This is a genomic window from Sphingobacterium siyangense (assembly GCF_023277505.1).
Classification (GTDB): Bacteria; Bacteroidota; Bacteroidia; order Sphingobacteriales; family Sphingobacteriaceae; genus Sphingobacterium; species Sphingobacterium siyangense.
This window is the reverse complement of sequence record NZ_CP080574.1, coordinates 5298970-5313914: the sequence shown is the minus strand read 5'-3', so window position 1 is coordinate 5313914 and position 14945 is coordinate 5298970. Positions and strand designations below refer to the sequence as shown.

General features: G+C 39.5%; 14 protein-coding genes. 4 read left to right on the top strand and 10 right to left on the bottom strand.

All coding sequences use genetic code 11. The features are described 5' to 3' along the window. Nucleotides 1-48 precede the first annotated feature (48 nt). The 5 genes from K2F45_RS22395 to K2F45_RS22375 form a co-directional block, all read right to left on the bottom strand. On the bottom strand, nt 49-903 hold the full coding sequence (locus K2F45_RS22395) for an ROK family protein (protein ID WP_075993988.1): 855 nt from the start codon (nt 901-903) through the stop codon (nt 49-51). Next, nucleotides 890-1996: a chorismate synthase gene (aroC, locus tag K2F45_RS22390; protein ID WP_075993987.1), complete on the bottom strand. Its 1107-nt coding sequence runs from the start codon at nt 1994-1996 to the stop codon at nt 890-892. The genes K2F45_RS22395 and aroC overlap by 14 nt, the downstream gene beginning before the upstream one ends. Before the next feature lie 204 nt (nt 1997-2200). Beyond that, the gene (aroA, locus tag K2F45_RS22385) at nt 2201-3451 is read right to left on the bottom strand and encodes a 3-phosphoshikimate 1-carboxyvinyltransferase (RefSeq protein ID WP_075993986.1); all 1251 of its coding nucleotides are present in this window, start codon (nt 3449-3451) and stop codon (nt 2201-2203) included. Next, nucleotides 3451-4563, bottom strand: coding sequence for a chorismate mutase (locus tag K2F45_RS22380; protein ID WP_046671824.1), 1113 nt, complete (start codon nt 4561-4563; stop codon nt 3451-3453). The genes aroA and K2F45_RS22380 overlap by 1 nt, the downstream gene beginning before the upstream one ends. A gap of 46 nt (nt 4564-4609) precedes the next feature. Beyond that, nucleotides 4610-5434 (bottom strand): prephenate dehydratase, encoded by an 825-nt coding sequence (locus K2F45_RS22375; protein ID WP_046671823.1) that lies wholly within the window; start codon nt 5432-5434, stop codon nt 4610-4612. Between the two features lie 572 nt (nt 5435-6006). Here K2F45_RS22375 and K2F45_RS22370 point away from each other — a divergent pair. The 4 genes from K2F45_RS22370 to K2F45_RS22355 are packed head-to-tail and all read left to right on the top strand — an operon-like array spanning nt 6007 to nt 8832. Next, nucleotides 6007-6483, top strand: coding sequence for a thermonuclease family protein (locus tag K2F45_RS22370; RefSeq protein ID WP_083663844.1), 477 nt, complete (start codon nt 6007-6009; stop codon nt 6481-6483). A 14-nt stretch (nt 6484-6497) separates the two neighbouring features. After that, nucleotides 6498-7367 carry an EamA family transporter gene (locus K2F45_RS22365; RefSeq protein ID WP_075993985.1) on the top strand — a complete coding sequence of 290 codons (870 nt, stop codon included), beginning with the start codon at nt 6498-6500 and terminating at the stop codon, nt 7365-7367. Beyond that, entirely contained in the window at nt 7364-7981 is a 618-nt protein-coding gene (locus K2F45_RS22360; RefSeq protein ID WP_075993984.1) for an IMPACT family protein, read from the top strand. The genes K2F45_RS22365 and K2F45_RS22360 overlap by 4 nt, the downstream gene beginning before the upstream one ends. Next, nucleotides 7978-8832 (top strand): nucleoside phosphorylase, encoded by an 855-nt coding sequence (locus K2F45_RS22355; protein ID WP_075993983.1) that lies wholly within the window; start codon nt 7978-7980, stop codon nt 8830-8832. Before K2F45_RS22360 ends, K2F45_RS22355 begins: the two co-directional genes overlap by 4 nt. A gap of 103 nt (nt 8833-8935) precedes the next feature. Here the strand turns inward: K2F45_RS22355 and rodA are convergent, their stop codons facing one another. The 5 genes from rodA to K2F45_RS22330 all read right to left on the bottom strand — a co-directional run bounded on the left by rodA (nt 8936) and on the right by K2F45_RS22330 (nt 14674). Beyond that, on the bottom strand, nt 8936-10201 hold the full coding sequence (gene rodA / locus K2F45_RS22350; RefSeq protein WP_075993982.1) for a rod shape-determining protein RodA: 1266 nt from the start codon (nt 10199-10201) through the stop codon (nt 8936-8938). Beyond that, the gene (gene mrdA, locus K2F45_RS22345) at nt 10194-12176 is read right to left on the bottom strand and encodes a penicillin-binding protein 2 (RefSeq protein WP_248932476.1); all 1983 of its coding nucleotides are present in this window, start codon (nt 12174-12176) and stop codon (nt 10194-10196) included. The genes rodA and mrdA overlap by 8 nt, the downstream gene beginning before the upstream one ends. 27 nt (nt 12177-12203) lie before the next feature. Beyond that, nucleotides 12204-12722: a hypothetical protein gene (locus tag K2F45_RS22340; protein ID WP_046671817.1), complete on the bottom strand. Its 519-nt coding sequence runs from the start codon at nt 12720-12722 to the stop codon at nt 12204-12206. Beyond that, nucleotides 12715-13557, bottom strand: a complete 843-nt coding sequence (mreC, locus tag K2F45_RS22335; protein WP_075993981.1) for a rod shape-determining protein MreC — start codon at nt 13555-13557, stop codon at nt 12715-12717. Before mreC ends, K2F45_RS22340 begins: the two co-directional genes overlap by 8 nt. A gap of 91 nt (nt 13558-13648) precedes the next feature. Then, on the bottom strand, nt 13649-14674 hold the full coding sequence (locus K2F45_RS22330) for a rod shape-determining protein (protein WP_046671815.1): 1026 nt from the start codon (nt 14672-14674) through the stop codon (nt 13649-13651). Between the last annotated feature and the right edge of the window lie 271 nt (nt 14675-14945).

Here is a 14945-nt window from a genome sequence, read left to right as displayed (position 1 = left end):
TCTTTTTTTGACCAAGCTAAGTATTCCAACGAGGGATGATATCTTTTCTTAATTGAATATACTCGCAGCACCAATCATAGCTGCTTTTTCACCAAGTATGGCGGTGTAAATCTGAAATCTTTCAAATTCTTTTCGGTCACCAATGAAAATAGGTAGCGCCTTAGCGATATTGCCACCGATTATAAATATTTCAGAAGAATATTTCTCTGCGAAGAACTGCATAAAATCAAAGAGATGTTTAGCATATTCATCTTTGATAATTTGAAATTCCTCAGTTTCCCGATGATTATCTAAAATCTCCTTAAGTCCCGTAACATCGTTTCCTGCTACTTCTTTGAAACGCTTGACGAACCATCGTGTGACAAGAAATTCTTCGAAAATACAATCTTCATAAGGGCTGTTCCATAGGGCGGCATCAAAGGCCTTCTCACCTTTATTCCATACTGCAGATCCAAGTCCAGTACCCAACGTAATTCCTAATATCCGGTTGTTTGTTTGCAAGTTCTGTACGAATATTTCACCTTGTAGGAAGGCTGCTGCGTCATTGATAAAGTGAATAGACGTAGGCGAAAGTCCCAATTCTTCAGCTAAAAGAGTTTTGACATCTTTATTGTAAAGATTATCATACTTGCTTTGTCCCTGTATTTTAGATATTCCATTTTCGTAGTCAAAGGGGCCCGGCATAGCAATGCCGATGAACTGAATAGGAGCAGGAGAAGTGGCTATGATATCGCGTATAGCGGATGCCCAGGTTTGTAAAATCGTTTTAGCATCTCCTTGAGAAAAAACGTGGTTTCTGGCCACGTTTTCTAAGTATATATTCCATTGTTTTGTGTCAATGATACAGGCAGAAATATGTGTGCCTCCAATATCAACACCTACGACATAATTATCTTGCAGCATGTTTGTAACTTTGATTTTTAAGTAGATGATCCGCGATTACAAGTGCTGCCATAGCTTCCACAATAATTACTGCTCTCGAAACAACACAAGGGTCATGTCTTCCCTTGCCACTTGCAATAGCAGGGTTGCCATGGATATCCACTGTTTCTTGATCTCTCATGATAGTGGCAACAGGCTTAAATGCTACTTTAAAAGTAATATCCATACCATTTGAAATCCCTCCCTGAATCCCTCCAGAGAAGTTGGTATGTGTGTGCACTCGATTTAAATCATGGTCATCTGCTACAAATATATCATTATGTTCGGAACCTCGCAACTCCGAACCTGCAAAACCTGAACCATATTCGAAACCATGTACAGCATTAATGCTCATCATTGCTTTTGCAAGGTCTGCATGGAGCTTATCAAAGACCGGGTCGCCTAAACCAACAGGGACATGTCTGATGACAGCCGAAATACGTCCGCCAACTGTGTCACCTGCTTTTCTGACCGAGTCGATAAACTCAACCATTTCATTTGCTGTTGCTGGATCTGCACAACGTGCAATGTTAGCTTCCCGTAATTCAAGCAAAGCTTTTAGATCTTTGGTATCTACATTTGGCGCCTCGATGGTGCCTACCCCCGAAACGTGGGCAAAGATTTCTATGCCAAATTGATTCAGGAAGCTTTTTGCTACTGCACCTGCAGCAACACGGGCAGCGGTTTCCCTCGCCGAAGACCGTCCACCGCCTCGATAGTCACGGATACCATATTTCATCTGATAGGTGAAATCAGCATGGGAAGGTCTGAAGATATCTTTGATATGTGTGTAATCTTTCGAACGCTGGTCTTCATTTGGAATAACAATTGCTATTGGTGTTCCCGTTGATTTCCCTTCGAATACGCCAGATAAAATCTGTGCGGTATCACTTTCTTTTCTTTGTGTCGTGATCTTAGATTGACCTGGTTTACGTTTATCGAGCTCAGACTGGATAAATTCCTCGTCGATTGTTATATTTGAAGGGCAACCATCAATAATTACACCTATAGCTTTGCCGTGTGATTCGCCAAAAGTGCTAATTCTGAATAAATCGCCAAATGAATTTCCTGCCATAAAAATTAAATTTCAATAAACTTAGATAAATTTGCCTTTAAATGCAATTCTAAAGCACCAGACTGACTACAAATTTATGGATCTGTAACTCGTCTATGGCCTAATAGATTACATCACAATTTTTTGTCCCAGGCTAAAGGCTATCTGGGAGATTGAATAATAAAACAGAGATTAATGTTGATGTTAATCCCTGTTTTTAATATGTTAGTCAATTACAAAAGCTTGCGCTTGTAAATGTTTCCAAAAATCAGGATATGATTTTTCTACAACTTGAGGTTCAGCAATCTTGATTCGGTCAAAAACTAATGCCAGCGGTGCAAATGCCATCGCCATACGGTGATCCTCGTAAGTGTCGAAGGTCACATCTTCAGGCTGATATACCTGTGCTGTTTTCAGGTGATAGGTATCACCATCTTCGATCAATTCAGCACCGAACTTTGCGATTTCTGTCTGTAACGCAGCGATACGGTCGGTCTCCTTAATCTTTAGGGTTTCTAGGCCTGTAAAGGAAACATCACGTTTTAAAGCCGCTGCGACAACGACGACTGTTTGCGCGAGATCAGGACATTCTTTAAAGTCGAACAACGTTTTGTCTGAATTGATTTCTTTTTTATTTAAATGCAATCCATCCGATTCAAAGCTCGAATAAACACCAAAATGCGCCATAATGTCTGTGATGGCAATATCGCCCTGTAAACTATGTTGTCTTAGTCCGGGCAATACAATCGATGCAGTTGCATCGGCAAGTGCTACAATAGCATACCAGTAGGATGCTGCGCTCCAATCTGGCTCGACATATATGGTTTGCTTTTCAAATTCTTGCGGTGCAATTTTAATCGCGTTCTCCGTCCATTCATGTTGGATCCCGACACTTTTAAGCATATCTAAGGTCATGGATACATAAGGTCTGGAAGTTAATTCGCCTTCAATCTCTAATGTAAGTCCCTTTTTTAATGCCGGAGCAATTAATAGCAAGGCCGATATGTATTGACTGCTGATATTTCCTTTGATCTTAACACGGTCTTTTCCTTGAAATAATCCACCTTCAATCTTCAAAGGAGGATACCCCGCCTTTTTTTCATAATGGATTTCGGCGCCAATTTCTTTCATGGCATCGACCAATATTCCGATTGGGCGCTGTTGCATACGCTCTGTCCCCGTCAGGATAAAATTGCCTTTAACAAGATTGAGGTAAGCTGTAAGGAAGCGCATAGCCGTTCCTGCAGGGCCTATGTCAATCGTATTATAACCGGGTTGCGGTTCTGATGCGATTTGCAATACGCCGTTTAGGGTAACCGTATCTGCAGCCTCAGAGAGGTTGGCTATTTCAACTTGTCCTTTACTCAGCGATTGGATAATAAGAGCACGGTTGCTCTCAGATTTTGAACCTGTGAGTTGAACCGTGCCCTGTATCTTTTTTGAAGGATGCGTCAGCGTGATGACTTGTTGATTCATTATGCTTCTGCTGTTGGTTGCTCCTGAGTATTCATGACCGCATTTTGTTTGCGGATAGATTCGTTGTGAATTAATTCGAGGAATTTCGTCGCAAATTCGCTACCCAAAGAAAGCGCTTCCGCTAATTTAGTGCGTTTTTGAACAATTTCATCCCAACGGTTAACTTGCAAAATTGTCACGTTGTTATCGCGTTTGTATTCGCCGATTTTCTCAGCTATTTTCATGCGCTCACCAATTTTTTGGATGATCAAATCATCTAATTTGTCGATATTGCTACGCAATTCTGCTAATTTATCTTCGAATGAAGGATTGTCAGAAGCTGCTTTACGTAACGTCAAGTGGTCGATCAACTCGGCCAATGCAGCTGGCGTTACTTGTTGTTTTGCGTCAGTCCAAGCGACAGATGGATCAATATGTGATTCGATGATCAATCCTTGCATATCCATATCCATTGCTTTTTGTGCGATGTATGGTAACAATTCGCGGTTTCCACAAATGTGACTTGGGTCGTTTATGATTGGTAGATTAGGACAAGCAGTTTTTAACTGAATCGCTAAATCCCACATTGGTTCATTACGGAATGCTGTTTTCTCGTAAGAAGAGAAACCTCTATGGATAGCACCTAATTTTTTGATACCAGCACGGTTGATACGTTCCAATGCACCGATCCACAACGATAAATCTGGGTTTACAGGGTTTTTAACAAATACTGGAATATCTACACCTTGTAAAGCATCAGCAATTTCTTGTACGGTAAATGGATTGGCAGTTGAACGTGCACCTACCCATAGTACATCCACACCAGCAGCCAAAGCTTCTTCCACGTGTTTTGCTGTAGCAACTTCAGTAGCTGTTAATAAACCTGTTTCTTCTTTCGCTCTTTTCAACCATTCCAAACCAATTGAACCGATACCTTCAAATTCTCCGGGACGAGTACGTGGCTTCCAGATACCAGCACGTAAAATATTTACTTTTCCGGTATTTGCCAACAAATGTGCTGTCGATACCAGCTGCTCTTCTGTTTCAGCACTACAAGGACCTGCGATAATTAAAGGTTTGTCTCCTGTGTCCAACCAAGATTTTAAAGGAGTGATGTCTAATGTATTTTTCATGTTAAGTTTGATTATCTATTTTAATATTGTATGCGTAAATTGTTAATTATAGTTTTTCGTTTTTGACATACTCGCCCATAATATTGAAATTGACACTATGTTTGAGTACTTTACGTATTGCTGCTTCGTAGTCTGTTTGTTTTTTCCATTCTACGTCAACGAAAAAATCATATTCATTGCGTTTTCCGATTACCGGCATTGACTGAATTTTGCTCAAATTGATATTCTGTTCGGCAAAGCATTGTAAAATAGTCGCCAAAGATCCTACTGTATTTCCTGTTTGGAATGATAATGATGCTTTATTGGCATTCTTATGTTCGACAACTTCATTAGATAATACGAGGAAACGCGTTGCGTTCTTTTTATTGGTTTCGATTCTCTTTTCTAATATTTCAAGACCATAGATTTCAGCAGCCAATGTCCCAGCAATTGCAGCAGTATCCGTTAATTTTCGCTCCGCAATCATTTTCGCAGTTGCAGCGGTATCAGATCCCTCGGTTATACGTACACCTTCAAGTTCAGAAAGAAATTCCTCGCATTGGCGAATGGCAATTGGATGCGATTCGATGTGTTTAATATCCTTTAACTTAACGCCTGGCAGCACCATGAGATTCTGTTGAATGTTTAGGTAAACTTCCCCAGTGATATGGAACTTGTAATCTCTCAATAAATTATAATTCGGTAATAGACTTCCCGCAATTGAATTTTCGATCGCCATAACGATATAGTCGACTTTTCTTTGCTTCAGCAATTCACAAGTTTTTTTAAATGAATCACATTCTACAATTTCAACTTCTCTTCCGAAAAATTTAAATGCGGCCTCTTCATGAAATGAAGCCTTTGCTCCCTGTATTGCAATTTTTAAACTCATTGTTTTTTTGTTCGCTATGTTGTCTCCAAAAAAAAGAGTCCCGATCATTTGAACCGGGACTCTTCTTGTTTGTATTTTTTATGATTTATACACAATCTAATCCCGGCTCTTATTTTTAAAATAAAAGAAGTTAAAATAGAAATATGTATATGTTCTGTTCATCCTGTTGTTGTTTGACATTTCAAATGTACGAATGTTTTTGAAATATCAAAGAAAAAAATAATTTTTTATTATAAATATTGAGTTAATTTAAGGTTTTTTTTATGTGTTTTTATGTGATTTTTTTGATTAATTTTCAGTGATTTATTTGTGATGTTTTTAAAGTGTTTATTTTGCTTTAATGTTAGTATTGTATTGTTTTTTAGTTGTTTAAGTTTTTGTATTGTTGTTTTTCTTTTATAATAAATTATGTTTTAGTGTTATTTTTTATATTGAAAACAGCGGTATTTTTATGTGATTTTTTACTGTTTTTTTTGTGTTAAATTTATGTGTTTTTAATATTAATATTTCCGTTTTTTTTGACTGTTTTGTTAAAAAAGTATTTTACTACCTTTGGGCAAACGCTGGATTTTATGCTAAAACGAAGTAATTTTTATGTATGTGGATGTATGATCTGTTTTTTATTGACAGGTTTTACTTTTAAAGGAGAGGAAAAAGATGCGAAGGTAAAGCGCGTTATAGATGGTGATACCTTTGTCATTGAAAATGGAACCTCAAAAGGGGAGAAAGTTAGGTTGATAGGGGTAGATGCCCCGGAAACGAGACGGACAGCACGTAAGGAAATCGGTTACTATGGTCAAGAAGCAAAGCAGTACTTAACGGCAATGTTGAATGGAAAAAGTGTAAAGTTAGTCTTTGACGTTGGAAAACGGGATCGGTATGGAAGACTTCTTGCCTATGTGTATATCGGAAAGAAATTCGTCAATCGGGATTTGGTTGAACAGGGGTATGCAGTATCCTATACGCTAGCGCCAAATGTACAATATGCAGATTTATTTGTAAAATTGGAACGTCAGGCTCGTCAGGAGAAACGTGGCCTTTGGAAATAAATGAATTTTGAATCATGATTTTTGTTTTATTAAGTGTCATCTGCAGCGTAACCGTTGCTGTTTTATTAAAATTGGCAAAACAAAATGGAGTCGAAACCAAACAAGTTATCGTTTGGAATTACCCCATGGCGGTTGCACTGACCTATTTTGTATTGCAACCGGATCTAAAATCGCTCGTATGGGATGCTATGCCGGTTACCTTGTATACGAGTCTGGCGATACTACTTCCAGGGATGTTTGTTTTTATAGCTTTGTCCATTCGCTATAGTGGTTTGGTCAAGACAGAGATTGCACAACGTCTATCGTTGTTTATTCCCCTGCTTGCATCATTTTTCTTCTTTCATGAAAAAATGGAGGGACATAAGATGCTTGGAATAGGCCTTGGTTTATTAGCCATCCTATGTTCTATTGGCTGGCAAAAAAATCAGCATAATAGCTCGATGGCTGATAGTCGTTATAAAGCGCTTTATCCATTATTGGTATTTATCGGTATGGGTATAATTGATATCCTCTTCAAACAGGTCGCCTTGCATGTTAATATACCTTATATCAGTTCCATGTTTATTATCTTTGTGATGGCGATGTTTATTGCAATGGTGCTATTGCTGTATTTCCTTTTGGTGGAAAAGCAACGTTTTTCAAAGCAAGCTATGGGATATGGATTGGTTTTGGGTGTATTTAACTTTTGTAACATCCTATTTTATATGAAAGCGCATCGTGCCTTACCAGACAATCCATCAGTCGTGTTTACTGGGATGAATATTGGTGTGATCTCATTGGGCGCTCTAATTGGCGTCTTATTTTTTAAAGAAAGGTTATCGTTATTGAATTATTTAGGCATAGCGCTTTCTATTGTTTCAGTTTTAATCATAGCATATCTATGAGTTTATTTGAAGATACTTACCGGACTATTGATGCAAAATACGAGGGAATTTTTAGGGATAAGGGCAGTAAATTTATTGCTTATGCTTTTCCATTTAAATCCGAAGACCAATTAAAAGATCTGATCTTGGAAGTGAAAGCGATTCATCCGAAAGCGAGACACCATTGTTGGGCTTATCGTCTCACGCCAGATCGTGCTGTCTTTCGTGTGAATGATGATGGAGAGCCGTCAGGGACAGCAGGACGCCCAATTTTGAACGTCCTCCTGTCGATGGATGTCACCAATGTTATCGTGATTGTCGTTCGCTATTTCGGTGGTACATTATTGGGTGTCCCAGGCTTGATTAATGCCTACAAATCAGCAACGCAAGATGCTTTGACCCAATCAGAAATTATCGAGCGTACAGTGAATGACCATTATGGTATTACCTTCGATTACCTCCATATGAATGATATTATGCGGATCATAAAGGAAGAGGGCGTCGAAGTTGAAAAGCAGGAATTTGATAATCAGTGTTATTTGGAGTTTGAAGTCCGAAAAATGCAAGTCAATCGAGTTGTTGATCGGTTTTCCAAAATAGAAGGTTGTCAGTTAACTTATTTATATACGATATGATCAACGAATCGGAATTGATTTTAAACGCAGATGGTAGTATATACCATCTGAATTTGTTGCCGGAAGATCTGGCAAGTACAGTAATTACGGTCGGTGATCCAGACCGTGTAGCGAAAGTATCGAAACACTTTGATCGTATTGAACTCAAAAAAGGGAAACGTGAGTTTATTACGCATACCGGCTATCTGGGAAATAAACGGTTGACTGTAATCTCAACAGGTATAGGTACTGATAATATAGATATTGTGTTGAATGAACTGGATGCGCTGGCAAATATTGATTTTGACAATAGAACGGTAAAGTCGACGCTTAGCTCATTGGATATTGTTCGCATTGGAACCTCTGGAGCGGTACAACAAGATGTTGAGATGGGAACTATTTTGGCCTCTGCGTATGGAATAGGTCTTGATGCATTGATGAACTATTATCAGGGATCTTACGATGGCGAGGAGCAGGCGCTTCAGGTTGAGCTAGCCGAATATTTTTCCGCATTAAACTTAAAGCCCTACGTTGCAAAAGCTGGCGCAAGCCTTCTGGATCGAATAGCCTTTGATTTACCGAAGGGAGTCACCTTGACTGCGCCCGGATTTTATGCTCCGCAGGGAAGGACTGTCCGATCAACTAATACGATTCCCAATTTTATAAACTTGATCAGCTCCTTTCAATATAAAGATCAGCGTTTCACCAACCTGGAAATGGAAACAGCTGGTATTTATGCATTGGCTAACATGTTTGGACATCAGGCTTTATCCATCAATGCAATTTTGGCAAGTCGGGTAGATGGCCGGTTTTCTTCCGCACCTGAAGAAGTTGTGGATAAAGCTATACAGCTCGTTTTGGAGCGTATTTAACCGTTTGTCTGTGCAGGCAAGGGAGACTTTAGTTTTTCTCAATTGATGCAGTAAAAGAGTTGAGAAAAACTAAATAAGGCTACAAATAGAAAAGGAGTTGTTTTTAGACAACTCCTTTTCTATTTGAATCAAATTTAAGCATGATAAACAGTAAAATGGTGAAACTCCATAAGGATGAACCACCGTAACTGATAAAAGGCAGCGGAATCCCGATAACCGGAACAATACCTATTGTCATACCGATATTGATAAATAAGTGAAAAAAGAGGATGGACGCTACACCGTATGCATATATCCTGGCGAAGGCTGAACGCTGTCGTTCGGCGATATGAATAATGCGTAGCAGTAAGGTGAGATAGATAAGTAATAAGGTAACTGATCCAACAAATCCCCACTCTTCTCCAACGGTACAGAAAATAAAGTCCGTACTCTGCTCCGGCACAAAATTGTATTTCGTTTGGGTTCCCTGTAAGTAACCTTTGCCTAGAAGCTGCCCCGATCCAATTGCAATCTTCGACTGATTCAAATTATATCCTTTACCTTTAGGGTCTTCCATTTTGCCTAGGATAATGTCAATACGGTCACGTTGATGGGGTTGTAGCACATGTTCATAGACCAAGTCCACACAGAGAACAAATACAGCAGAGGCTGCAAAAAGTATACTTAGATTGATAATGTATTTTCTTCTCTTACGGTAATTCCACATGACAAGGCCAATGAGCAATGCTAAAATCAAGATAAGAATCCAAGGATTGACCAATAAAGAAAGAACAAAAAGTAAAATGCATAGCCCGCCAAATATAAGCAGTTCATTATTAACATAGCCCTCGCGGTAGAATACAAAAATCAACGAAAAGAAGGCAAGGGCAGATCCCGTATCGGGTTGTAACATAACCAAAAATACAGGAAATAAGACAATACCCGCACCCATGGCCAGTGTCTGCATGGTCGGCGCTTTGTTACTTTGAGAACTTAGAAAGTTAGCCAAGAGCAGACAGGTTGAAAGTTTTGCAAACTCGGAAGGCTGTAAGCGGAAAAAACCTAAGTCAATCCAGGCCTGGTTTCCGCCGACATTTCGCCCTACAACGAGCACGATGACAAGCAGGACAGCTGTTATACCATAAAATATCGGTGAGGCGGAACTGAAAAATTTCGCGTCTATGATCAGAATGGATACCCCTAGAATAATTGCGGAAACAAGATATAAAGACTGTTTTCCATAATTGGTTCCTAAGGTAAAGAAATTGGGTAGTTCAGGATTAAATACAGCCGCACGGATATTGAATAAGCCAATTAAGCATAGCGCAAGCCAAAGAGTGATGGTTAGCCAGTCTATCTTTCCAAAGAAACTAGTTTTTTGATTATTCATATCTTCTCTTTATCTCGCTATGGTGAACAATTGTTTCCTTTGGTTTTGTTAAGGCTGCCAGCTGGCGTTTTGATTTTAACGTATCCGTTTTTGATTTTACGGAATCAGTCTTTTTTACATCTTTAATCTTTGGATCGACAACCTTTTTTGGTGCAGGAAGAAAATTCGCTTTATAAATGCGGTCCTGAATATATTTTGGTGCAGTTATCGTGTCTTTGAGGTATTTCTCAACCATCATACTTGCGATAGGTCCTGCCCAGGTTCCACCGTAACCTGCATTTTCAACAAAGACAGCAATGGCAATTTTAGGGTTTTCTCGAGGCGCAAAAGCAAAGAAAACGGCATGGTTTTCTCCGTGTGGGTTTTGTGCTGTACCCGTTTTTCCGCACATTTCGATGCCTGGGATACGATTGGCCCATGCGGTACCTTCGGGTGTATTGACAGCATCACTCATCCCTTGGATAACAACAGGATAATACCGCTCATCCACGCCGGCACTGACTTTTTCGGTAAATTCCTTCTTGGCAATCTTCTGTGCGCCAATACCTTTAATCAGATGGGGTCTATAATAAAAACCTTTGTTGGCAACGATAGCCATAATATTGGCCATTTGCAAGGGCGTTATACCCATTTCCCCTTGTCCAATAGATAAGGAGATATTGAAACTTGAACGCCATTTATCGTTACCATAGCGTTTGGTATAAAAATCTGACGTAGGTAGTAAACCTGGTTTTTCACCCGGCAGATCAATTCCAAGTTTATGGCCAATTCCAAACTGTGTTACTGCATTGCGCCATAGATCGTAGGCCTTAGGTCCCGAAAGCCCACGTCCGTCGATCATCTTAGCATAGGTAAATCCATAGTAGGTATTACATGATACAGCTACAGATCGCTGTAATGTAGTTGATCCATGATAGTGCGTACAGCCCATCCAGCCGCGTCCACCACCATAGCTATATCCATGCGGGCAGAAAAATACCGTATTGCGATCAATAACACCAGCCTGCTGCGCAGTCAGTGCTGAAACAACCTTAAATACAGAGCCTGGGGGGTAAGAGGCTTGAATAGGACGGTTAAAAAGCGGTTTGGTGTCGTCTTTCAATAATTTCATATAATTATTGCCAGACTGTCTGCCGACCATCATGTTTGGATTGTAACTCGGGCTACTTACATACGCCAATATTTCACCTGTTGCAGGTTCAATAGCGACAATGGACCCCAATTTATTTTTCATGAGGTTTTCCCCTAGAATCTGGAGGTCCTTATCCAAAGAGGAAACCAGTCCTTCCCCTGCGACAGCAAGTGTATCGTATTTCCCCTCCATAAATACCCCTTTCGGGCGGTTCAGCGCATCAACCATTAAGTTGTTGACACCACGTTTTCCGCGAATAAGGTCTTCATAAGAACGTTCTACACCACTGCGACCAATATAGTCACCACTACGATAAAACCCGTTGGAGCGTTCGATATCTTTATCATTTACCTCACTTACATAACCCAAAAATTGAGCCGCAATGCTATCGGGATAACTTCTGATTGTTCTTTTTTGGACATAGAAACCACGAAATTGATATTGGTATTCCTGATATTGGGCCCATGTCCGTACAGAAAGCTGTTTTTCAAAAATGGATGCACGGTAAGGCGAGTGTACTCTTGCCTTTTCCATCCGTTTAATAAAGCCTTCCTTGTCAATGTCTATCAATTTGCAAAACAAAGCGGTGTCGATTTCTTTCACCTCACGTGGAGTAACCATAAGGTCATATACCGGTTCGTTTTGAACTAATACCTTTCCCTTTCGGTCCAATATAACCCCTCTGGCCGGGTACACAATGACCTTGCGCATGACATTGCTGTTTGCGGAATGTATATAGGAATCGTCTATGATCTGTAAATAGAATAAGCGGGCCACCAAGGTCAATGTGATAGCAATAAAGATTCCCGAAACGACGTACTTACGCGCAAAAAAACTGTTCATAGAAATGAATTTCTATCCATCGATCTACTACAACCGATCTTTCTTTTTGTAGAATAATATGCTAAATAATAGCATGATAATTACTGTAAATATACAACTTAAAACTATACTCAATAAGGTGTATTGGATGTGCTGGAAGGAAAAAGATTCCAAGAGATACAAAAATGTATGATGGATCAATGTTCCGAAAAAGATGTAGGAAAAGAACCAGCGAATATTCATAAACCCCAACATCGGGGTAAAAAAAGATTCACGTTCTTCAACTTCGAGCGTAATTTTCATGAAGAAAATACGGAAGGCGGCCAATGCAACACAGGCTGCGGTATTGACACCAAGGGTATCATAAAATGAATCTACGGTAAGTCCCGTAAGAAATGCGATCAAATACACCAGGAAATTAGGTGTTCCTGTCGGAAGTAAAAAAATAAATAAGATATAAGGAAATGCAGCGACCAGATTGTAATAACCGATATTTTGAAATAGGAAAACTTGCATGCCTATCAAAACGATAAATCGAATAATATTAAATATTAAAATCCTAGCCATTGTCCTTTGTCGATTCTTCTAGTGTCTTTAATTCTTTATTTAACAGGTCTTTTACAACGTAGACATGTTGCAAATTGGAGAAATTGGTGCTCAACAATAATCTAAGATCCAAAAAAGCATCTCCTGAAGAAATACCTGTCTGAATGACCGTTCCGACAAAAATTCCTTTTGGAAAATGTCCTGAATATCCGGAGGTATACACTTTATCTCCTTTGTTGACTTTGATGTGGTTTGGAATTTCCTTGACCATTGCCGCGCGGTAATCCATGCTATTGCCCCATACCAACGAGCCAAAGACCTCGGTGTGGCCCAGTGTAACGGATATACGCGTATCTGGATGCAATAGGGATTGAACGGTAGAGAAGTTAGGGGAAACATTCAATACAATACCAACTACCCCGTTGGGAGCGATAACACCCATACCTCGCTCTATACCATCTTTACTGCCTTTATCGAGTGTAATCGTATTTGCCTTTTGGTGAATGCTATTGTTGATGACATTCGCAATAATAAATTCGTAACGCCCAAACTCACTGCTATCGATTGCTGGGACAGGACCAATCTTGATGCTGTCAGTTGATCGATAGGCTTGTAAGTCCTTTCTTAATTGTGCATTTTCCTTTGCAAGTGCATCATTAGTCTCCCCGAGGTGCAGATAGCTTTTCCAGGAATTGACCTTTGCATACAGGCCTCCGATGATACTATTTGAAGAATTTAAAACAGAATTACGTTGGAAAGAATTGTTGGTGATCACCAAAAATAACGAGAATCCAAAAAATAGGATAAACCAGAAGAATGCATTATATCGTCTCAGGAATAACCAAAGGTTTCTCATTTTTTAATGTGGGTATTTAATAAGCAAGCGATATAATAGTTTTGCATATTATATCGCTCTTTAATAAAATATTGTTATTAATTATCGAACGTTATGATTGCATCAAGAATTTAAATCGTCCAATATTTTTAAGTGCAATACCAGTCCCTCTTACGACAGCACGTAACGGATCTTCGGCAATATGTACTGGAAGTTTAGTTTTCGCTTGTATACGACGGTCCAAACCGCGCAATAACGCACCACCACCCGTAAGATAAATACCTGTTTGATAAATATCCGCTGATAATTCTGGTGGGGTAATTTCAAGTGCTTTTAAGATCGCCTCTTCAATTTTTGATATGGACTTATCTAGACAATGCGCTATTTCGGTGTAAGAAACAGTAATTTGCTTAGGAACACCTGTCATCAAATCACGGCCTTGAACAGCGAAATCCGCCGGTGGTTCCTGCAACTCTGGTAGAGCAGCTCCCACTTCAATTTTGATTTTTTCAGCCGTACGTTCACCGATCATGATGTTATGTTGTCTTCTGATGTATTGAACGATGTCAGAGTCGAAGTTATCACCAGCAACACGAATGGACTGGTCACATACAATACCCGATAAAGCGATGACAGCAATTTCAGTGGTACCACCACCGATATCGATAATCATATTACCCATTGGTTCTTCCACGTCAATTCCGATTCCTACAGCAGCAGCCATGGGTTCGTGGATTAAATAGACTTCTTTGGCACCCGCAATTTCTGCTGAATCGCGGACAGCTCTTTTCTCTACTTCCGTAATACCGGAAGGAATACAAACAACCATACGTAGGGAAGGAAAAAACCAGCTCTTACCATTGTTTACCAATTTTACCATACCTCTGATCAGGTGCTCAGCTGCCGTAAAATCAGCGATTACTCCATCACGTAAAGGACGTACTGTCTTTATATTGTCGTGTGTTTTACCCTCCATTTGCATGGCCTGGCGACCAATGGCGATCACTTTGTTTGTGGTGCGGTCAAATGCAACAATAGAAGGTTCATCCACTACTACTTTGTCATTATGAATTATTAGGGTATTTGCAGTACCCAAGTCAATCGCAACTTCTTGCGTAAACCAATTAAATAAGCCCATCTGCTAATCCTTAAGCTATTTTAAAATAATATGCAAACCTACACAAAAAAAATTAATCTTTTTGAGGTTATACATCAAAAAAAACTACATTCTGAAAGTAAATTCTATCTGGAAAAAACTGTCTTTAAATTTAACGAATATAATCTGTAATTCTTGCGTCCTAGGTGAAGTTATTTTTAATTGGATGCGGTGTTAAAAAAGAATTAAGCCGGTGTTTTTGAAATCATTGACCGCGAGAAGAAAGAATCCAATCGGGAAAAGGTGGTTTTGA